This window comes from Faecalibacterium sp. I4-1-79 (genome assembly GCF_023347235.1).
GTDB classification, from domain to species: domain Bacteria; phylum Bacillota; class Clostridia; order Oscillospirales; family Ruminococcaceae; genus Faecalibacterium; species Faecalibacterium tardum.
Genome location: NZ_CP094467.1, coordinates 1,915,574 through 1,934,889 on the forward strand (window position 1 = coordinate 1,915,574; position 19,316 = coordinate 1,934,889).

The following is a 19,316-nucleotide window of genomic DNA, read 5'->3' on the forward strand; positions in this document are numbered from 1 at the left end:
TTGTCCTTTGCGGAAAAACAGACAAATTGCCAAGCGTTTTCAGGCATTGGTCATACTTTGATTTTTGAAGTATCACTTTTGCGGGCAAAGCAGGGCTTACAGAATGCAAAAAAGCTCGTCCAGAATACCGGACGAGCCCTTTTGCACACGAAGCGGGACACTGCCTGTGCGGCGCATGGATCATAGCTGTGAAGGAGAACAGCCGGAGGAGGAGGATCCGCGCCCAGTATCCCAAAAACAAGAAGAAAAAGATTTCACACACAGCCTTGGGGCTTTGCCCTTGCTGTAACCATATTGTAACTCTTTTGAAACCATTTTGCAATAGGGTTTTGTAATTTTTTTGTAATTTATTTTGTTAACTTTTTATGTCCTGCCCCGCCGGGCTGCCGCAAACATCATTTTCCTTTTTGTACCCGATATGGTATACTGGCTATGAATATGCTGCCACAGGCAGAAAAAAGGAGTTTAGGATACGGTATGAAAACAAAATTGGGTATTGTGGGCTGCGGTTTTCTGGGCAACATCGTGGCTGACGCGTGGAAAAAGGGTCTGCTGCCGGACTACGAGCTGGTGGGCGTGACCAGCCGCACCCGCGCCTCGGCCGAAAAGACCGCCGCCAATGTCGGCTGCACCGTCTGCGAGGACGTGGACGCACTGCTGGCACTTGAGCCGGAGTACATCGTGGAGGCTGCCTCGGTGGAGTCGGTGCGCGCCATGGCCATCTCCGTGCTGAAGCGGGGCGTCAATCTGGTCATTCTATCCATCGGTGCCTTTGCGGATCTGGATTTCTACGCACAGGTCAAGGCTGCCGCCGTGGAGGGCGGTGCCAAGGTGCATCTGGCCAGCGGTGCCATCGGCGGCTTTGATGTACTGCAGACTGTCACCCTGATGGCGCAGGCGCAGGGCCTGCCGGAGACTGCCGGCATCGAGACCCATACCGGTGCAAAAGGCTTCCGCAACACCCCGGTGTGGGCAGAGCATTTGCTGACCGACACCAAAAAGACCACCGTGTTCACCGGCAACGCAAAGCAGGCCATTGCCACCTTCCCCCGCCGGGTGAACGTGGCTGTGGCTACCTCTCTGGCCACCACCGGCCCCGAGATCACCGGCGTGACCATGCACTCCGTGCCCGGCTGGGTGGGCGACGACCACTGCATCACCGCCGAGATCGAGGGCGTGAAGGCTGTGGTGGATATCTGCTCTTCCACCAGCGCCATTGCGGGCTGGAGCGCCGTCTCCCTGCTGCGCAATCTGGCCTCGCCCGTTTGCTTCTATTAATATAAGGAGGAGTCTGCCATGTTTGAAAAGCTTGTTGCCATTGAGCCTGTCAGCCTGATTCCCTCTGCCGAGGAAGAGCTGCACCGCTACGCCAAAGAGGTGGTGCTGTACCGGGACGTGCCCGGCAGTGACGCCGAAATGGTGCGCCGTATCGGAGACGCCGATGCCGTGCTGCTGAGTTATACCTCCCGCATGGGCAAGGAAGTCATTGCGCAGTGCCCCAACATCCGCTATATCGGCATGTGCTGCAGCCTGTACTCTGAGGAGAGTGCCAATGTGGATATCGCCTACGCACGCACCCGGGGCATCCAGGTGTTGGGCATCCGGGATTACGGCGACCGCGGCGTTGTGGAGTACGTTCTGCACGAGCTGACCGGCCTGCTGCACGGCTTTGGGATGCCCATGCTGCGGGACGAGCCGGTGGAGATCACCGGTCTGAAGGTTGGCATCGTGGGTCTGGGCGTTTCCGGTCGGATGATCGCCGATGCGCTGCAATTTATGGGCGCAGAGATCAGCTACTTTGCCCGCAGCGCAAAGCCGGACGCCGAGGCTGCCGGTATGACCTTCAAGCCCCTGCCCCAGCTGCTGGCGGACAGCGAGGTAGTGTTCACCTGCCTGAACAAGAACGTACTGCTGCTGGGCGAAACCGAGTTTGCCCAGCTGGGTGCAGGTAAGGTGCTGTTCAACACCTCCATCGGCCCCGGCTTTGACTCCGCTGCACTGGAAAAGTGGCTCGATCTGCCCGGCACCCGCTTCTTCTGCGACACCCGCGCCGCGGCAGGCCCCGTGGCAGAGGACTTCTTTGCCCGGGAAAACGTGCGCTGCGCTAATGTGTCCGCAGGCCGCACCAAGCAGGCCTTCGTGCTGCTGAGCAAAAAGGTGCTGGATAACATCCGCACCGCACTGAGCGAGTAAGCGGTGCATTTTGCGCAGCCTGTTTTTCTTGCATCTTTTCCCCGATTGTGGTATGCTTTCTATTATAAAAAGGGAGCCCGCGCAAAGCGGGCTGAGAGTGGGCTGTACTGCCCTGACCTGTGACCTGATTTGGATCATGCCAACGTAGGGAGATAGCGCTTTTATCTGCGGATATGTCTTTGCGGGCATATCCGCATTTTTGCTGTAAAGGAGCATTTTATCCATGAAAACTGCATTGACCATTGCCGGCAGTGATTCCAGCGGCGGCGCCGGGATCCAGGCCGATATCAAGACCATGACCGCCAACGGCGTGTTTGCCATGAGCGCCATTACCGCCTTGACGGCACAGAACACCACCGGTGTGACCGCCATTTTTGACACCACGCCGCAGTTTCTGGCACAGCAGCTCGATGCCGTGTTCACCGATATCTACCCCGATGCGGTAAAGATCGGCATGGTATCCTCTGCCCCGCTCATCGACACCATCGCCGAGCGGCTGCACTTCTACGGCGCAAAGCACATCGTGGTAGACCCTGTGATGGTGGCCACCTCCGGCGCAAAGCTGCTGCAGGACGATGCCGTGCAGGCGCTGACCGCAAAGCTGCTGCCGCTGGCTGAGGTGCTTACCCCCAACATCCCGGAGGCTGAGATCTTGTCCGGCATGAGCATTGCAAACGCTGCCGACATGGAAGCTGCTGCCCGCACCATCAGCGAGCGCTACGGCTGCGCCGTGCTGTGCAAAGGCGGTCACCAGATCAACGACGCTGACGATCTGCTGTGGCGCGGTGGCACCGGCAAGTGGTTCAAGGGCAAGCGCATTGCAAACCCCAACACCCACGGCACCGGCTGCACCCTGTCCAGCGCCATCGCCTCCAATCTTGCCAAGGGCTACGACCTTGACACCGCCGTGGAGCGCGCCAAGGCCTACATTTCCGGCTGTCTGTCTGCCATGCTGGATTTAGGACACGGCTCCGGGCCCATGGATCACACCTTCAACCTGAAGGGAGATTTTGTCCGTGACTGACCTGCCCTTTGTTTCGGCGCTGGTACAGGCCGACCTGCCTGTGTGGGAACAGTGTTTGCAGACCGAGTTTTTGCAAAAGATGGAGAACGGCACCCTGAGCAAGGACTGCTTTAAAAGCTACCTTGTGGAGGACAGCCTGTATCTGCGGGAGTACGCCAAAATTTTTGCGTGGGGCATGACCAAGGCCACCACCATGGCTGCCATGCGTACCTACTATTCCCTGCTGTCCTTTGTGCAGGAGAACGAGGACCTGACCCGGCTGCGATATCTGGAAGAGTACGGTCTGCGCGAGGCGGATATCCAAGCCCTGCCCCTGCGCCCGGAAAGCCGCGCCTATCTGGACTGCATGATCGACGCTGCCCGCAACGGCGAGGGCGAAGCCGAGTGCCTGATGGCCTGCCTGCCCTGTATGCTGAGCTACGGCTGGCTGTTCCAGAAGCTTTTGCAGCGTTCCCCCGCCGTAAAGGACACCTACTACGGCCCGCTGGTGCTGGACTACGCCGGCCCCGGCTACGATGCCGCCTGCCGCGCATGGGCAGAGAGAGCCGAGGTAGCCTGCACCGGCCTTTCGCCGGAGCGCGCCGCCCGCTGCCGCGCAATCTTCCGCGCCTGCTCGGAGCACGAGCTGCACTTCTGGGAAATGTGCGCCACACCCCGGACGGATATTTAAGAATAAATATAGAGAACCCGGAAGGTCCGCAGACCTTCCGGGTTCTCTTCTTATAAAATCTTTATCGCAGCACCGAGATTTCCTCGATGCCGTAGCGCTGCATCAGGGCGATGGCCGCCGGGGTGATCTCCTCGCCGCTGACCGCCACGGGGATGGCGGGCGGACAGGATACCGTAGGCATAGCACACACCCGTCCCAGTGCCTTGTGCACCGGGACGCGCACCTGTGCGCCCAGCACCGCCTGCCGGATGGTGCAGCGCTGCACCGCCTGCTGCTGCAAGGCGGCAAACTCTCCTGCCCGGTTCTCGGGGCGGGGCAGTCCGGCGGGCACGGCAGTCAGAAGCTGTTCCAGCGCCGTTTGCAGGCGTTCAAAGTCCTGCGGCGGGTTTTCCGGGGTGAACATCAGCACCACATAGCGGGGGTCGGCGTACTCGCACTCCAGCTGTGCGCGGCGCAAGGATTCCGCCAGCGCTGTGCCGGTGCAGCCAAGGGCGGCGGCATCCAGTGTGAGCTTCATCGGCTCCTGCTGTGCCCCGGCAACTGCCAGTGGCACCGGGCACTGCCGCGCCGCTGCGGCCTTATTCAGGCTGCGGCGCAGACCTTCCAGCGCGGCGCAGCACTGTGACAGCCGCTGAGGGTAGTCCCCTGCCAGCACCGCGTTGCAGGCATCCAGCGATTGCAGAATCAGGTAGGAAGGGCTGGTGGAACCGAACAGTGCCAGCGCCCCCCGCACGGCCGCTTCGTCCTGCACAGGGGCATCGTGCGCCAGATGCAGATACGCGCCGCCGGTGACCGCCGGCAGAGTCTTGTGGGCAGAGTCGCAGCACATGGCCGCGCCCTGCGCGATGGGGTGGCAGTTTTGCGGTAGAAAGCGCAGATAGGCTCCGTGGGCGTTATCCACCAGCAGGGGCACGCCCTGCGCCCGGCAGACAGCGGCCAGCGCCGGGATGTCCTGCATCCCGCCCAGATAATCCGGGCTGGTGACGTACACACCAAAGGGGCTTATCCCCTGCTGCGCCAGCGCGTGCAAAGCCCCGGTCAGCGCTTCGGCTGTGACAGGGCAGCTGCACAGCGTACCCTCTGCCTGCGCAGACGGCCAAAGCCAGCAGATGTCAAAATCCAGCAGCGCCGCCGCGTAGAGCAGCGCTTTGTGGGCGTTGCGGGCAGCCAGCAGCACCGGGCGCTCGCCGTTTTGCGGTGCGCCTTGCAGCGCCAGAAACAGCATGGCGCGGATGCACTGGGACGAGCCCTCGGTGCTGTAATAGCTGTGCACCGTGCCAAACAGCCGGGTGGCGTTGGCTTCGCTTTCGGCAATAATGCCCTCCGGCGCGTAAAGTTCGTCTGCACCGCAGATCTCGGTGATATCCAGCGGCTCAAAGCCTAAAAGGCTCTGCCCCTTGTGGCCGGGCATGTGCAGCCGGGCGGTGCCGGACTGTGCATAGCTGCGCACAAAATCCACGATGGGGGTGGTCATGCTCATTCGCAGGCTTCGCCGTCAGCACAGGCGTTGCAGGTAGAGCCCAGCTCAATGGGCACCTCAATGCCCTTGGCTGCCAGCTCCTGATTCTCGGCGACCTTGATCATGATGGCGCACTCCATGCGCTTTTTGAACAGCTCGCAGCCATACTCGTACACGCCGGTAATGCTGCCGGTGGCATGGTAGGAGTTGGCAGCGCAGCCGCCGGAGCAGTACAGCTTTGCCCAGCAGTCCTGACACTCCTTGCGGGCGTAGGCGTTGCAGTGCTTGAACTCATCCCGCACGGCGGTGTTGGTGACACCCTTCCAGATATCGCCCAGCAGGTACTTGGGGTCGCCCACGAACTGGTGGCAGGGGTACAGATCGCCCCACGGGGTAACCGCCATGTATTCGGTGCCGGAGCCGCAGCCGGAGATGCGCTTATAGATGCAGGGGCCGCCGGTCAGGTCGATCATGTAGTGGTAGAAGGTAAAGCCTCTGCCTTCGCGGTCGCGCTTGATCATCTCCTTGGCAAGGATCTCGTACTGCTCCTTCAGGATGGGCAGGTCGGCCTCAGTCAGGGCGCTGGGGTCGCTGGGGTCGCAGACCACCGGCTCCATGCTCAGCTCGGTAAAGCCGAGGTCTGCCATGTGGAAGATATCGTTGGTAAAGTCGGTGTTATAGTGGGTATAGGTGCCGCGCATATAGTAGTTCTTGTCGCCGCGCTTCTTGACGAACTCCTGGAACTTGGGCACGATGCGGTCGTAGCTGCCGTTGCCTGCACAGTCCACGCGGAAACGGTCGTTGACCTCCTTGCGGCCGTCCAGACTCAGCACTACGTTGTGGCACTCCTTGTTGCAGAAATCGATGACGTCATCATCGATCAGCACGCCGTTGGTGGTCATGGTAAAGCGGAAGTTTTTGTTATGGATCTTCTCCTGCTCGCGGCAGTAGGCCACCAGCTTTTTGACCATCTCAAAGTTCATCAGCGGCTCACCGCCAAAGAAGTCCACTTCCAGATTGCGGCGGGTGCCGCTGTTCTCGATGAGGAAGTCCATGGCGCGCTTGCCCACCTCAAAGCTCATCAGAGCGCGGTCGCCGTGGTAGCGTCCCTGCGAGGCAAAGCAGTAAGAGCAGCTCAGGTTGCAGCTATGGGCAACGTGCAGGCACAGCGCCTTTACCACAGTGTTGCGGTTTTTGAAGTCGAAGGCCATGTCCTTATAGACATCCGGGCTCCACAGCTTGCCGTTTTCCTTCAGGCTGGTCACATCGTCGATGCACTGGCGCAGATCCTCCTCGGTCACATCCGGGCGGCTGCCGTACTTTGCCAGCATGGCGGCAACGATCTCGTCTGCGGTATGCTCCGGGTACATGGCGATGACATCGTAAGCCACCTCGTCCACAACGTGCACCGAGCCGCTGCAGGTGTCCAGCACGATGTTATAACCGTTTAATTGATACTGATGTACCATTTTACACTCCATTCCAGATTACACAAAAAAATGCCGCCCGGCAAAGGCGGCATAGGGTTTGCAGAAATTACTTGTTGCTGTTCTCGCACTGCTGGTTAGCCACGCCGCAGGAAGTCTTGCAGGCGGACTGGCAGGAAGTCTGGCACTCGCCGCAGCCACCGGTCTTAACGCTCTTGGTCAGGTCACGAGTAGCAATAGTCTTGATACGCTCCATGATAGAAACCTCTCTAACTCTCAAAAATTTATCGCGCCGGACATAGTTCCGGTACGCTTTTATCTTGTAATAGGATATCACGCAGCGCGCCTTTTGTCAAGATTTTTTCGCTAAGCCTTTTCACCCGCCCATGGGCTGGTAGCGGGTAAGCACCGTATGCAGCCCCAGTTCCCGGGCGCGCGCCAGTAAGTACCGGTAGCGGCACAGCAGCGCCTGCCGCTCGTAGATGCGCTGCTCGATCAGGTCGGTATCCACCTCCATATCAAACATCATCTCGTTGCGCTTTAAACAGAACAGGCATTCCTTCAGCTCCTCCTCCAGTTCCGGGTGGTAGCGCTCGTGCTCGGTGTCCCGCGGGACGCGGGGTGAAAGCAGGGTCTGGGCGTTTTGTGTGGTTCGTTCCGGCATAGGCATCCTCCTTCTGGTACTTTGCAAGGTTTTGTACCTTCCAGTATAGGCGGTGCAGTGCGCAGAATGTGCCGAAGCGTGGGCAGGCATAAAAAGTCGCCCCGCCGGACAGGCCGGGGAGCGGCTATAAGAAAGCGCTTAGAAAATGCGATTTGCGCGGTTCATGTACTCAATTTCACGTTTTGCGCAGGCATTTACATAAAGGTTCAGGTCAGAAGTTGTTTGCAGTCTTTCAATGCGGGCATTCAGCTCTGCGCCTTGTGCCTGAATACCGTTCAGCTGGTTGGACATATAATTGCAGTTGCGAATGATTTGGTCTGCCTTTCGATTTGCATCTTGAATCGAATCGTACAGCATTTCCTGATTCAGTTTGATTTCTTCTAAGCTTGCTAAGATTTGATCGTTCTGCGTGATGATCCGGTTCAGGCGCAGTTCACTTTCCAAAATGTTATATGCCCCTTCATGGCCTTCCAGCGTTGTACAGCGGCCAGAAGCAAAGTACTCATACAGTGTACATACACATGCATAGTTACGATATTTAGAATACAGAACATCTTTAGCATAGAGTTGCTGCAAGCATCTTCTCGATTTTTTGTTTGCTTCGCTTAGCGTGTTCATATTTGATTGAAGCACTGCTTTTTTTATTCTCTCCGCGTCTACACGTTTTGCATCGTTAAGTATTTCTACTTTATATTGTTCAGCCTTTTTGTTATAGTTTCTAACAGCTTTTTTGTAGTCTTCGTCATATATTATCCTTCCGAAAAACCAGCATCCACCACCAATAAGCAATGCCAAAACGCCACTGATGAGAAAAAAGTCTGAACTGATAGGCAATGCAATTACGATTGAAATCCCACCGGTAACTGCAAGGATCATTCCCCAAAACATTGTGTTTATACCGTTTTCATTAACCGTCTTACCAGGTGCGGTCGGTTCATTGATTATTCTATAGTTTCCCAACAGGGAAATGTTGTATCGAAGTTGTGCAATTGCGCGGTTCTGTGTATAAACTTCTTTTTCAAGCTCAATACACATACCAAGATATTCTTTGATTTCTGCTGCTGTCATATGACGCCATCCTTCCCTATTTTGCAAAGCATTACCCACATATTGATAATACCCCAATTATCGCTAATTGTCAATATGCGGCCAACTTCTTATTCTTTAATTATGAAAACCCACCAAGGATGGTATATGTTATGATTCGATACGACCCGCTTTGGGAGACAATGAAAAAACGTGGGGTCTCCCAATATAAATTATTAAAGGATTACCATTTTAGTGCGGGGCAACTGAGCCGTTTACGCAAAAATGAGAATGTCAGCACCTATACGCTTAATACTCTCTGCAAAATTCTGGACTGCACCCTTGAAGAAGTTGCCGTTTATCTGCCGGACGAACCGGACGGTGAAAAACACACCGACTGATTTTGCAAAACATTCATCGCTGCTGCGTCATTTTCCAAAAAAGTACAACTTTTTTCAAAAATATGCTTGACAACTCCGGGCTTTTCCCGTATAATAGCACACGTTGAGCGGCTCACCCCGCAAAACACAACAGAATATTGGGGATTTGCATAGTGGTAGTGCGGTAGACTCTGACTCTACTTGTGGGAGTTCGATTCTCTCATCCCCAACCAGAACAAAGCCATCTGAGGAAACTCAGGTGGCTTTTCTGTTTGTATGATTCCGCGCGGAAAAACTATTATAGATAGAGCGAACCCGGAAAGTCCGCAGGGCTTTCCGGGTTCGCCTTTTCACGGGAAATATAAATTTACAGAATGGTGATGCGGCCTGCGCCGTAGGGCTGCTCGTAATTGAGCAGATAGCCGGAGTAAGCGGCCAGCGGGCTGTTGGCGCTGGACAGGTGCGGCAGACCCGCAGCATCCACGCCGTCAAAAATCATAGCGTAGGTAGACATCACCAGATAATCCTCAGACACATAGTCCTTGATCAGCTCTGCGCCGTCAAACATGGCAAAGCCATCGCCCAGATTGCGCAGGGTGTAGTTCATGCCGGCCAGTGCATAGGTAGCGCCCGGATCCAGCGGCAGATAGCTGCCGGAGGCCTTATCGTAGATCTTCACGTTCTGCACGCGCGGAGTGCCGGTGGCGCTGCCGATCCAGACGTTCTTCTCGTCGGTCTGCACGGTGTTGGGGATATCGGTGTGAATCTCGTAGGTAGCACCGGCCACCTGCAGGAAGCCGCCGTTCTCCTTGCCGTCCTCGCCTGCAAAGCGGGCTGCAAACTCCAATGCGTCCTGGATCTGCTTGCCGGTGACCGACATCAGGCAGGCCACGTTGCCAAAGGGGCTGACCTGCTTGCAGGTCTTGAAGGTCCAGTCGCCTGCGGGCACGTCAGCGCGGATGCCGCCGCCATTCATGATGGCCACATCACAGTGCAGCTTTTCCACCTCGTTGAAATAGGTGTAGATGCCGTCAGCTACAAAGTCGCCGAGGTTGGTCTCGGCAGAGCGGATGCGGCGCTTGCCGGTGGCGGGGTCAGAGACGTAGAAATCGCTGTCGCCCACAGCGATTTTCTCGCCCAGCATGTCGTCCACGGTATTCACCCAGCCGGTCTGCATAGCGGCGATGCCTGCATCCATGCCCTCGTGGGTAGGGATGAGTTTGGTGGTAATAGTGCCGTCCGCAGCGATGGTCATCTCGCCAACGTTGGCAAAGTAAGAGCCGGTCTGGGTCAGGGTGACAGCCTTGCCGGAAGCATCCTGCACCTGCTTGTTCTCCATTACGGTATGGGAGTGGCCGTCGATAAAGGCGTCAAAGCCGCTGGTGTGGGCAATGACCTCCTCACTGGTCCACGGAGAGGAAGAGGGATCTACGCCCAGATGGCCCAGACCGATGACCACATCTGCCAGAAGCTTTGCCTTATCAATGGCCTTCTGCACGGCATCGTAGAGCTTTTTGCCGTCCTCGCCGCCCTGAATATCGTAGATGTACTTGCGCTGTGCCTTATCCATAAAGTAGGCCGGGGTGGACTTGGTAAAGGTCTCGGGGGTGGTCACGCCCACAAAGGCGATGCGTCTGCCGCCGCGCACGAACACCTTGACGGAGGGCAGCACACGCAGCGTAGTGCGCAGATCTACCCAGTTACAGGACAGGTACGGGAAGTCGGCTTCCTTCATGATGGCCTTGGCGCGGTCCATGCCGTAGTCAAACTCGTGGTTGCCGGGGGTGGCGACATCGTAACCGGCAGCGTTCATCAGCTTGATGATGGAAGCACCCTCGTCCATGGAGCCGTAGGCAGTGCCCTGCACATGGTCGCCGGCATCCACCAGCAGCACGTCCTTACCGGCGTCCTGATAGCTCTGCTTCAGGTCGGCAATGGCGGCGTAGGTCAGCTTGGGGCTCTGCTTGTCGATGTAGGTATGGACATCGTTGGTGTACAGGATGGTGACATCAGACTTATCACCAAGCCAGCAGGCCGATGCGGCAGGCGCACCGATGGCCATGGATGCAGCGGCAGCGGTCACACCAGCAGCCTTTAAAAAGCTGCGACGGGAAATAAGTTGTTTCACAGGAAAACGACCTCCTTTTATTTTTGGCGTATCGCATTTGAGGCAGGCTCTTCCCTCCTGCCCTTTCAATAGCTCTAGCATAGCACAGAACGCCGCCGCAAACAAGCCAAAATCATTCTTTTGGCACAAATTATTTTCACGTTTCGTTTTATTTTAACACATATTGTACCATTTTTACACAAATTCCATGCAAAAAAGACCTCCCCGTGCCCTGTCGCAGAGCAGCGGAGAGGTCTTTTTTAGGGGGTGTTGACCCGTTGCCGGGTCTATCGGAGGAGAAGGAAATATCAGATAGCGTTATACTCCTTGAGGAACTTCTCAAGGTCGGTACCCTCGATCTTCTTCAGGGCTTCCTTCAGAGCCAGACGCGGGATCAGCGGCAGATCCATGTCGGTGATCTTCTTGCCGTCGCGCAGCTTTACGGTAGCATCGATCAAGGCGCGCACATCGTAGGTGCTGCCCCAGACCTCGGGCACGCCGCGGTCGATGTTCAGCAGGGTGTACACGGCCTCCATACCGGTGCGCATGGAGTACTCGGTGGTGAAGATGGTGTCGCGGGCGGTCTCGGCAAACTGACCGAGGAAGGCAAAGTTCACAGCACCCTCGGGCACAACATCGGGGCGGTCGCCCATAGCACGGGGCATGAAGAAGGCGTCGATATAGGGCATCATCACAGGCACGGTGTTGGCGCTGTGCTCTGCCAGCTCCGCGATCTGATCCTCGGGCACACCGATGTGATACAGCCACTCCATGCAGATCTCGCGGCCGGTGCAGTCACGCATGGGCTTCTTGACGTAATCGCCGGGCTTATCGCTGAACAGGCCGTACACCCAGACGCACAGCTGGTTCTTGGGCTGATCCTTGAACTGCTGCTGACGGTTCAGCGTCCAGCTGAGCAGCCAGCTGGAGTCCTTGACGGTAACGATGCCGCCGGTGACGGTATGGCCGCTGAAGGGGTCGCGCTTGCAGATCTTGCGGATATACTGAGGGATCTTGTCGTCCAGCGTGGTGATGGTGGCGCTCTCCCAGTTGCTCAGCTCCGGCTCGGAGCAGAACTTTTCCGGGTGACCGAAGGAGGGATCCTGTGCGGCGATCTTCTTCCACAGATCCCAGCCGTTGCCGGGCTGGATGGTGGGGTCGAAGCCGGTGGCTTTATTCTGTGCACCAACGGTGCAGCTTTCCACGCAGCCGCCGTTGGTGATGAACAGCAGATCGTTCTCGGTCAAATCAATGTTGGTGGTCTCGCCCTCGTGCTCCACGGTGACAGAGCTTGCCAGCTTGCGGCCCTTCTGGATATCAAACTTCACATCCGTGACCTTGGTGTTGTAGTGGAACTGCACGCCAAAACCTTCCAGATAGTGCACCATGGGCAGGATGATGGACTCGTACTGATTATAGCGGGTAAAGCGCAGGGCAGTAAAGTCCGGCAGACCGCCGATGTGGTGGATATAGCGCTTGAGGTACAGCTTCATCTCCAGTGCGCTGTGCCAGTTCTCGAAAGCGAACATGGTGCGCCAGTACAGCCAGAAGTTGGAGTTGAGCACCTCGTCATCGAAGAAATCGGTGATCTTTTTATCCTGCAGCTGCTCGTCCGGGGTGAAGAACAGCTTCATAATCTCCATGGCGCCCTTATCGGACAGGCCGAACTTGCCATCGGTGTGGGCATCCTCGCCGCGGTTGACGGTGGCACGGCACAAGGAGAAGTTGGGATCCTCCTTGTTCAGCCAGTAATACTCGTCCAGCACGCTGGCACCCTCGGTCTCCAGAGAAGGGATGGAGTGCAGCAGATCCCACATAACCTCGAAGTGGTTATCCATCTCGCGGCCGCCGCGCATCACATAGCCGATATCGTACTTGTAGCCATCGCAAGCGCCGCCGGCCAGTGCGTTCTTTTCAAACACATGGACGTGCTCGCCCTTCATCTGGCCGTCGCGCACCAGATAGCAGGCAGCGGTCAGCGCAGCCAGACCGGAGCCGATGATATAAGCGGATTTATGATCCACGCCCTCCGGCTTTTTGGGGTGTGCAAAAGCTTCGTAGTTGCCACTGGAATAGTACATAAAAAAGCCTCCCTGCTTTCATATTTTCGTTTCACAGCCTTCATCGTGCTGTTCTCTATGGCAACAGTATACCCCGCAAAGTGAACTTGAACAACAAACAAACTTTGCCCTGTGTATAGATTTTTTACATCCGCCTTCATTTGCTGGAAATGCGTACAAATTGTGACATAAAAGCGCAGCGCAAAATCATTTAAAACACTCCCTCAAAAGTGCAATGCCGGGCAGCCCGCAGGCTGCCCGGCATTACACTAATTTAAAATAATTTTCCGCTATTCATGCCCAGAGCATAGCGGCGGGCATTCAAAATCGTCCCCGCGCAAAAAGAGAGCCGCCGCACAAGGTTCTGTGCAGCGGCTCTCTGGTGGGTTTAGTTCATCTCTTCCAGTGCCTTTTTCAGGTTCTTGGCGATCTGGTCCGGGCAGCTGGTGCTGCGGAAGCCGCACAGCGTGCCGTCCAGACGGGCAATGGCGTCCTCTGCCTTCATGCCGGTAAGCAGCTGGCAGATGCCTTTCAGGTTGCCGTTGCAGCCGCCGATGACCTCGATGGATGCAATGGTGTGGTCATCATTCAGTACAAAGTTGGTCTGCTTGGAGCAGGTGCCCTTGTTCGGGAAGGAGAATTCCTTGCTCATGGTCTTTACGTCCTCTCTCTTTTACGTTTTTCAGCGATGGCGCGCAGCTGCGCTGCGGCTTCGTCCGGTGCGGTGCAGGTGCCGATGGGGTGCGGGTGCTTGTGGTTGCGGCCATGGAAGTCCGTACCTGCGGTCGCCACAAGGCCGTACTGTTTGCACAGGGCAAGGCACTCGGCGCTGTCCTCCGGGCTGTTGCTGGGGTGGTACACCTCTATGCCGTCCACTGCGCCCTCTGCCGCCAGTTCGCGCAGCAGGGGCATACTTTTGTACACCGTGGGGTGGGCAAACACCACCGCGCCGCCGCTGGCTTTAGCGGTAGCCAGCACCTGACGCACCGGCAGATACTCCGGCGAGTGCAGCACGATGCCCCGGGGGTTCCACCCGAACAGCTTGTGGTAGGTTTCGCCGTAGATGCTGCCATCGGTCAGGCCCAGCAGTTCCAGTGCCTGCATCAGCCCACTTTTGAACAGCACCCCGCTGGCCTTGGTGGTCTCCCATGCAAGGTCGGTGGTAAACTGCGGGTACAGCTGTTCCAGCTCTTTTGCGCTCTGCAAAGCGCAGGCGTTGCGGCGCTCCTTCATGATGGCGCAGTGCTCGCGCAGCGCCGGGCAGTCAATGTCCGGGTAGTAGCACAGCAGGTGCACCCGGTGCTGGCGCTCAAAGTCGTAGCCGGTCAGCTCCACGGCGGGAATCAGCTCTACCCCGTCCTGCCCGGTGTGGGCGTAGGCGTACTGGGCGCTGAGCAGAGTATCGTGGTCCGAAAGGGCGATGGCGTGCAGCCCGGTGCGGGCGGCGATGGGTGCCAGCCGCTCAATGGGCACAGCACCGTCGGAGCAGGTGGAATGGATATGCAGGTCACAGGACATAGCGGGTTACTTCCTTAGTGCTTATAGAAATTGATCAGGCAGCCGTCAGCCAGGATCTGGCGCTCGTCGGTGGTGAGCGGAGCCATATACAGCTCAAACTCCTTGACGGTATCACCCAGGACATAGGCCTTGATGTTCTGCAGATCGCCCTTGAGTGCTTCCCGCACATTGGGGATGAGCACATAGTCCCCCAGACCAAAGGGGGTGGCACCTGCCAGCTGCAGCGGCAGCATGCCCCAGTTGATGAGGTTGGAACGGTAACGCTTGGTGGCGTACTCGGTAACGATATTGGCACCGGCGCCCAGCACACGCTGGCAGCTGGCGGCCTGCTCGCGGGCAGAGCCGTCACCGGGCTTGACTGCAAAGATGGTGGAGGCGATCTGGATATCGTTCCACTTCAGCTGCTCGCAGCCGGGCACAGCGTTCACCTTTGCCAGCAGAGCAGCATCCCCTGCACCGGCGCGGCGAGCGTTCTCTTCGGCCTGCACGGCCTTGGCACGGCCCACATACTCCGGGTCCTTGCGGCTGAGGGTGAACTCGGCCAGACCCAGCGGATTGGAGCGGTAAGAGGAGGTCTCGCCGGAGGGGATCAGTTCGTCGGTGGTGGTGACGGGGTCGGTGATATAGGATGCCACCTTCAGCAGCAGGTTATTGCCCAGCGGTGCGATCTCCGGCCAGTCCTTGATGTTGGGGCCAAACTTGAGCAGGGCATCGTAATCGCCCTTGCCAAAGCCCTGATACACGCGGGTGTCGTAGCTGGAAGCATCGTACTGGTACTCCGGCACGGTGGGATCATAATCAATGTCGGTGGCGGGGGTCAGGATGCCGCCGTTTGCGGTGGTGGCTGCAATGCTGCGGGCATCCATCAGTGCCACACCGGCCAGCTGACCGCTGCCGGGCTTAGAGCCTTCGCGGCTGGGGAAGTTGCGGGTGGTGTGACGGATGGACAGTGCGCCGTTTGCGGGCACATCGCCTGCGCCGAAGCAGGGGCCGCAGAAGGCGGTGCGGATGGTAGCTCCGCTGGCCATCAACTCGCCGATGACGCCGGTGCGCACCAGTTCCATCATGATGGGCTGGCTGCCGGGGTAAACGCTCAGGGCGTAGTCGCCGCAGCCGCCGGTGTGACCCTTGAGGATGGAAGCAGCCTCGTAGATGCTGTCGTACAGGCCGCCTGCGCAGCCCGCAATAACGCCCTGATCCACACGCAGCTTGCCGTTTTCGATCTTGCTGCACAGATCCAGCTGCACGTCCTTGCGGCCGATCAGCTTCTGCACATCCTGCTCGCAGGCGTGAAGGATGTCCTCCAGGTTTGCGTTCAGCTCCTCAATGGTAAAGGCATTGGAGGGGTGCATGGGCAGGGCGATCATGGGACGGATGGCAGAAAGATCCACCTCCACCACGCCATCGTAGTAGGCAAGGTCTGCCGGTGCCAGCTTTTTGTAGTCCGCTGCACGGCCGTGCACTGCCAGAAAACGCTGGGTGACTTCATCGGTCTCCCAGATGGAAGACAGGCAGGTGGTCTCGGTGGTCATGGCATCAATGGCGTTGCGGGTATCCTGCCGCAGGGAGGCAATGCCGGGGCCAACAAACTCCATGACCTTGTTCTTGACGTAGCCGCTCTTGAACAGCTTGCCCACAAGGGCAATGGCTACATCGTGGGGGCCGCAGCCCGCCGGCAGACTGCCAGTCAGGTAGATGGCCACCACGCCCGGGCGGGCAATGTCATAGGTGCGGCCCAGCAGCTGCTTTGCCAGTTCGCCGCCGCCTTCACCGATAGCCATGGTGCCCAGTGCGCCGTAGCGGGTGTGGGAGTCCGAGCCAAGGATCATTTTGCCACAGCCCGCAAAGCGCTCGCGCATATACTGGTGGATGACTGCCATGTGCGGGGGCACAAAGATGCCACCGTACTTTTTGGCAGCGGACAGACCAAAGCGGTGGTCGTCCTCGTTGATCGTGCCGCCCACAGCGCACAGGCTGTTGTGGCAGTTGGTAAGCACATAAGGGATGGGGAACTTTTCCAGCCCGGAAGCACGGGCGGTCTGGATAATGCCCACAAAGGTGATGTCATGGCTTGCCATGGCATCAAACTTGATCTTCAGGTTCTCGGCATCGCCGCTGGTGTTGTGTGCCTGCATAATATTGTAGGCCATGGTACCGGTCTTAGCCGTGGCAACGGCAGCGGCATCAAAGCCCTTTGCTGCCAGTGCAGCGGGTGCATTGCCGTCTGCGGGCACCCACTCTCCGCGCGCATAGTACGCACCGCCGGTGCTGCATTTGATCATATCCAACATCTCGATTCGCCTCTCTTTTTGTATTTCCCGCCCGCCGCAATTGCGGGCATTGCCCCGGCAGTGCGGGGTCATCCCTGCCCTGCCCTGTTACGGCAAAGCCGTATTTACTTGTTATTATAGCATGAAAGGGCGAAAAGAAAAAGCACTTTTTATGAACCCTTACTGCGCCTTTGCGGCGGCTTCCTGCTGCTTTTCCTTTTGCAGTTTACGGAACACCACAAAATAGGCCGGGATCAGGAAGAAGCAGGCAAAGAACCATGCCACCGGGCTTGCGATGCAGGCGGCAAAGTAGCCCCACAGCGGCACGAACCAGAAGCCCACCATGGCGCGGGCGATCATTTCAGCCACACCAGCAAACATGGCAAGGCCGGAGTGCCCCAGACCCTGAATGGTGTAGCGGTAGATGATAAGCACTGCCAGCGGGATGTAGAATACACTGTTCCAGAAGATGAAGTCCTGCGCATTGGCCATAATGGCGGTCTCGCCTGCGTCCAGAAACAGGCCGATCAGGGGCTTGTCCAGCACGCGCAGGATGAGGAAGGAAGCCACACTGTACACGCAGCCGATGCCCAGTGCGGTGTTCACGCCGCGGTTCACGCGGCCAAGGTCTTTTGCGCCCATATTCTGGCTGGTGTAGGTTGTCATGGCGGTGCCGATGCTCTCCAGCGGCACGCTGAGGAACTGCGCAGCCTTGCCGCCGGCGGTCTGCGCGGCCACGATATCGCTGCCCAGACCGTTCACCGCGCCCTGCAGCACCACGCTGCCAATGGCGGTAATGCTGCACTGAAGACCCATGGGGAGACCCATGGCGCAAAGCTTTGCGCAGTGCGGTGCGCTGATGCGGCCCTCTTCCCTGCTCCAGCGCAGCTCCGGGTAGTGGCGCATGATGTAAATAAGGCTGCCAATGCCCGCCACAGCCTGACTAAACACGGTGGCAAAGGCGGCGCCGAACACGCCCATGTTGAACAGGATGATGCAGGCAAGATCCAGCCCGATGTTCAGCACGCTGGCCACTAGCAGGAAATACAGCGGGCGCTTGCTGTCGCCCAGTGCACGCATCAGGGCGCTGGTCACATTATAAAGCAGAGTGAAGGGGATGCCTGCAAAAATGGTGCGGATATAGATATCCGCAAGGTCGATGATATCGGTCGGGGTGTTCGTCCACACCAGCACCAGCCGGGTCATAGCCACCGTAACAATGGTGAGCACCGTGGCAAAGGCGATGGACAGCCACACGGTATTGGCGGTGTAGCGGCGCATCTCGTGGTGGTCGTGGGCACCGAAGGTCCATGAGATGGGAATGGAAAAGCCGCAGGCAATGCCGTTGACAAAGCCCAGCACCAGATAGTTCAGGCCACCCACGCTGCCTACCGCCGCCAGCGCTTCCACGCCCACAAACCGGCCCACAATGATGGTATCGGCCAGATTGTAGAACTGCTGGAACAGACTGCCCAGCATCAGCGGCACAGCAAAGGCAAGCAGCAGCTTCAGCGGGCTGCCCTGCGTCATATCTTTGGTCATGGAAATATACCTCCTGCCCACACAAAAAAGATGGATGTTCGCATTTTTGCCGTGAAAAACGCCCTGCCGGAAAAGCGGCAGGACGTTGTAAGGATTCATGAATGGTATTATAGCGGAGCAGCGCCGGTTTTACAAGACTTGGTTTGCATCAACATTTCCATTTTTTTGCGTAAAGAATTGGTGATTTTGCTCATTCCGCGTAGTGTGCCAAGAACTGCCGGGTGCGCTGTTCGCGTGGGTGGTCGATCAGCTGCTTTGCAGGGCCTTCTTCCACCACCACGCCGCCGTCCATAAACAGGATGCGGTCGGCCACATCCCGGGCAAAGTGCATCTCGTGGGTCACGATGATCATGGTGGTCTTGCGGTCGGCCAGTTCCCGCAGCACCCGCAGCACTTCGCCGGTCAGTTCCGGGTCAAGGGCGCTGGTGGGCTCGTCGAAGCAGAGGATGTCCGGGTGCAGCGCCAGCGCCCGGGCAATGGCTACCCGCTGCTGCTGCCCGCCGGAAAGCTGGTGCGGGTAGTGGTCTGCCCGCTCCGAAAGCCCCATCTGCGCCAGCAGTTCCCGCGCCTGCTGTTCCAGCTGAGCGTGCACCGCCTTTTTGTTGGCGCGGTAGTCCAGGCGCTCCTTTGCCAGCAGCTCCCCTGCCAGCATCACGTTCTGCAAGGCGGTATACTGCGGGAAGAGGTTGAAGTTCTGGAACACCAGCCCGAAGTGCAGCCGCTTTTTGCGGATCTCGCTTTCCCGCTGGGTGGCGGGGTCGGCGGCGTCCCACATGGTCTCGCCGTTCACCCGGATGCAGCCGGTGTCCGGCCGCTCCAGAAAGTTCAGGCAGCGCAGCAGGGTGGTCTTGCCGGAGCCGGACGAGCCGATGATGGCCAGCGCCTCGCCCTGCTCCAAAGTAAGAGAAATATCCTTTAAGACCTTTGTATCTCCGAAATTTTTGCCAATGCCGGAGGCTTCCAGTAATGCCATATT

At 57.9% G+C, this 19,316-nt stretch carries 17 protein-coding genes, 1 tRNA gene and 1 riboswitch; of the genes, 6 read left to right on the forward strand and 12 right to left on the reverse strand.

Going from position 1 to position 19,316, the window contains the following annotated elements; genetic code table 11:
- Positions 1 to 477 precede the first annotated feature (477 nt).
- The 4 genes from MTP36_RS09525 (at position 478) to MTP36_RS09540 (ending at position 3,887) form a co-directional block, all read left to right on the forward strand.
- Positions 478 to 1,278, forward strand: coding sequence for an aspartate dehydrogenase domain-containing protein (locus MTP36_RS09525; protein WP_249248684.1), 801 nt, complete (start codon positions 478 to 480; stop codon positions 1,276 to 1,278).
- Between the two features lie 18 nt (positions 1,279 to 1,296).
- Complete coding sequence (locus tag MTP36_RS09530; protein WP_249248686.1) at positions 1,297 to 2,193, forward strand: NAD(P)-dependent oxidoreductase; 897 nt, start codon at positions 1,297 to 1,299, stop codon at positions 2,191 to 2,193.
- Between the two features lie 59 nt (positions 2,194 to 2,252).
- Positions 2,253 to 2,361: riboswitch (TPP riboswitch) on the forward strand.
- A gap of 55 nt (positions 2,362 to 2,416) precedes the next feature.
- Positions 2,417 to 3,217 (forward strand): bifunctional hydroxymethylpyrimidine kinase/phosphomethylpyrimidine kinase, encoded by an 801-nt coding sequence (thiD, locus tag MTP36_RS09535; RefSeq protein WP_249248697.1) that lies wholly within the window; start codon positions 2,417 to 2,419, stop codon positions 3,215 to 3,217.
- Complete coding sequence (locus MTP36_RS09540; RefSeq protein WP_249248699.1) at positions 3,210 to 3,887, forward strand: TENA/THI-4 family protein; 678 nt, start codon at positions 3,210 to 3,212, stop codon at positions 3,885 to 3,887. Before thiD ends, MTP36_RS09540 begins: the two co-directional genes overlap by 8 nt.
- A gap of 61 nt (positions 3,888 to 3,948) precedes the next feature.
- Here MTP36_RS09540 and MTP36_RS09545 read toward each other — a convergent pair whose 3' ends face one another.
- From MTP36_RS09545 to MTP36_RS09565, 5 genes are all read right to left on the reverse strand, one after another.
- Complete coding sequence (locus MTP36_RS09545; protein ID WP_249248701.1) at positions 3,949 to 5,367, reverse strand: amino acid decarboxylase; 1,419 nt, start codon at positions 5,365 to 5,367, stop codon at positions 3,949 to 3,951.
- A complete protein-coding gene (scfB, locus tag MTP36_RS09550; RefSeq protein ID WP_249248711.1) occupies positions 5,364 to 6,815 on the reverse strand; it encodes a thioether cross-link-forming SCIFF peptide maturase in 1,452 nt (483 codons plus the stop codon). The genes MTP36_RS09545 and scfB overlap by 4 nt, the downstream gene beginning before the upstream one ends.
- 67 nt (positions 6,816 to 6,882) lie before the next feature.
- Positions 6,883 to 7,029, reverse strand: coding sequence for a six-cysteine ranthipeptide SCIFF (scfA, locus tag MTP36_RS09555; protein ID WP_005926683.1), 147 nt, complete (start codon positions 7,027 to 7,029; stop codon positions 6,883 to 6,885).
- Positions 7,030 to 7,149: 120 nt separating this feature from the next.
- Positions 7,150 to 7,437, reverse strand: coding sequence for a hypothetical protein (locus MTP36_RS09560; protein WP_015538363.1), 288 nt, complete (start codon positions 7,435 to 7,437; stop codon positions 7,150 to 7,152).
- Between the two features lie 138 nt (positions 7,438 to 7,575).
- Positions 7,576 to 8,505 (reverse strand): hypothetical protein, encoded by a 930-nt coding sequence (locus tag MTP36_RS09565; RefSeq protein WP_249248725.1) that lies wholly within the window; start codon positions 8,503 to 8,505, stop codon positions 7,576 to 7,578.
- A 131-nt stretch (positions 8,506 to 8,636) separates the two neighbouring features.
- On the opposite strand from MTP36_RS09565, the gene MTP36_RS09570 reads away from it, so the two are divergent.
- Together MTP36_RS09570 and MTP36_RS09575 are read left to right on the forward strand one after the other, a co-directional pair.
- Entirely contained in the window at positions 8,637 to 8,864 is a 228-nt protein-coding gene (locus MTP36_RS09570; protein ID WP_249248743.1) for a helix-turn-helix domain-containing protein, read from the forward strand.
- A gap of 138 nt (positions 8,865 to 9,002) precedes the next feature.
- Positions 9,003 to 9,076 (forward strand) — tRNA-Gln (locus MTP36_RS09575).
- A gap of 134 nt (positions 9,077 to 9,210) precedes the next feature.
- On the opposite strand, the gene MTP36_RS09580 is transcribed toward MTP36_RS09575, so the two are convergent.
- The 7 genes from MTP36_RS09580 to MTP36_RS09610 all read right to left on the reverse strand — a co-directional run bounded on the left by MTP36_RS09580 (position 9,211) and on the right by MTP36_RS09610 (position 19,313).
- Complete coding sequence (locus MTP36_RS09580; protein WP_249248745.1) at positions 9,211 to 10,971, reverse strand: bifunctional metallophosphatase/5'-nucleotidase; 1,761 nt, start codon at positions 10,969 to 10,971, stop codon at positions 9,211 to 9,213.
- Between the two features lie 287 nt (positions 10,972 to 11,258).
- Positions 11,259 to 13,031: an oleate hydratase gene (locus MTP36_RS09585; protein ID WP_249248747.1), complete on the reverse strand. Its 1,773-nt coding sequence runs from the start codon at positions 13,029 to 13,031 to the stop codon at positions 11,259 to 11,261.
- A 367-nt stretch (positions 13,032 to 13,398) separates the two neighbouring features.
- Complete coding sequence (locus tag MTP36_RS09590) at positions 13,399 to 13,662, reverse strand: TIGR03905 family TSCPD domain-containing protein (RefSeq protein ID WP_112091053.1); 264 nt, start codon at positions 13,660 to 13,662, stop codon at positions 13,399 to 13,401.
- Between the two features lie 5 nt (positions 13,663 to 13,667).
- Positions 13,668 to 14,528: a PHP domain-containing protein gene (locus tag MTP36_RS09595; RefSeq protein ID WP_249248749.1), complete on the reverse strand. Its 861-nt coding sequence runs from the start codon at positions 14,526 to 14,528 to the stop codon at positions 13,668 to 13,670.
- Between the two features lie 14 nt (positions 14,529 to 14,542).
- A complete protein-coding gene (locus tag MTP36_RS09600) occupies positions 14,543 to 16,810 on the reverse strand; it encodes a hydratase (protein ID WP_442900182.1) in 2,268 nt (755 codons plus the stop codon).
- 168 nt (positions 16,811 to 16,978) lie between these two features.
- Entirely contained in the window at positions 16,979 to 18,340 is a 1,362-nt protein-coding gene (locus MTP36_RS09605) for an MATE family efflux transporter (RefSeq protein WP_249248754.1), read from the reverse strand.
- A gap of 190 nt (positions 18,341 to 18,530) precedes the next feature.
- Positions 18,531 to 19,313 carry an amino acid ABC transporter ATP-binding protein gene (locus MTP36_RS09610; protein WP_249248764.1) on the reverse strand — a complete coding sequence of 261 codons (783 nt, stop codon included), beginning with the start codon at positions 19,311 to 19,313 and terminating at the stop codon, positions 18,531 to 18,533.
- Positions 19,314 to 19,316: the final 3 nt, after the last annotated feature.

What these genes read in the sequence shown, in the direction of transcription:
- MTP36_RS09525 (WP_249248684.1), top strand. Translation starts at nt 478, where the DNA reads ATGAAAACAAAATTGGGTATTGTGGGCTGCGGTTTTCTGGGCAACATC.
- MTP36_RS09530 (WP_249248686.1), top strand. Translation starts at nt 1,297, where the DNA reads ATGTTTGAAAAGCTTGTTGCCATTGAGCCTGTCAGCCTGATTCCCTCT.
- thiD (WP_249248697.1), top strand. Translation starts at nt 2,417, where the DNA reads ATGAAAACTGCATTGACCATTGCCGGCAGTGATTCCAGCGGCGGCGCC.
- MTP36_RS09545 (WP_249248701.1), bottom strand. Translation starts at nt 5,367, where the DNA reads ATGAGCATGACCACCCCCATCGTGGATTTTGTGCGCAGCTATGCACAG.
- scfB (WP_249248711.1), bottom strand. Translation starts at nt 6,815, where the DNA reads ATGGTACATCAGTATCAATTAAACGGTTATAACATCGTGCTGGACACC.
- scfA (WP_005926683.1), bottom strand. Translation starts at nt 7,029, where the DNA reads ATGGAGCGTATCAAGACTATTGCTACTCGTGACCTGACCAAGAGCGTT.
- MTP36_RS09560 (WP_015538363.1), bottom strand. Translation starts at nt 7,437, where the DNA reads ATGCCGGAACGAACCACACAAAACGCCCAGACCCTGCTTTCACCCCGC.
- MTP36_RS09565 (WP_249248725.1), bottom strand. Translation starts at nt 8,505, where the DNA reads ATGACAGCAGCAGAAATCAAAGAATATCTTGGTATGTGTATTGAGCTT.
- MTP36_RS09570 (WP_249248743.1), top strand. Translation starts at nt 8,637, where the DNA reads ATGATTCGATACGACCCGCTTTGGGAGACAATGAAAAAACGTGGGGTC.
- MTP36_RS09585 (WP_249248747.1), bottom strand. Translation starts at nt 13,031, where the DNA reads ATGTACTATTCCAGTGGCAACTACGAAGCTTTTGCACACCCCAAAAAG.
- MTP36_RS09590 (WP_112091053.1), bottom strand. Translation starts at nt 13,662, where the DNA reads ATGAGCAAGGAATTCTCCTTCCCGAACAAGGGCACCTGCTCCAAGCAG.
- MTP36_RS09595 (WP_249248749.1), bottom strand. Translation starts at nt 14,528, where the DNA reads ATGTCCTGTGACCTGCATATCCATTCCACCTGCTCCGACGGTGCTGTG.
- MTP36_RS09600 (WP_442900182.1), bottom strand. Translation starts at nt 16,810, where the DNA reads ATGATCAAATGCAGCACCGGCGGTGCGTACTATGCGCGCGGAGAGTGG.
- MTP36_RS09605 (WP_249248754.1), bottom strand. Translation starts at nt 18,340, where the DNA reads ATGACCAAAGATATGACGCAGGGCAGCCCGCTGAAGCTGCTGCTTGCC.
- MTP36_RS09610 (WP_249248764.1), bottom strand. Translation starts at nt 19,313, where the DNA reads ATGGCATTACTGGAAGCCTCCGGCATTGGCAAAAATTTCGGAGATACA.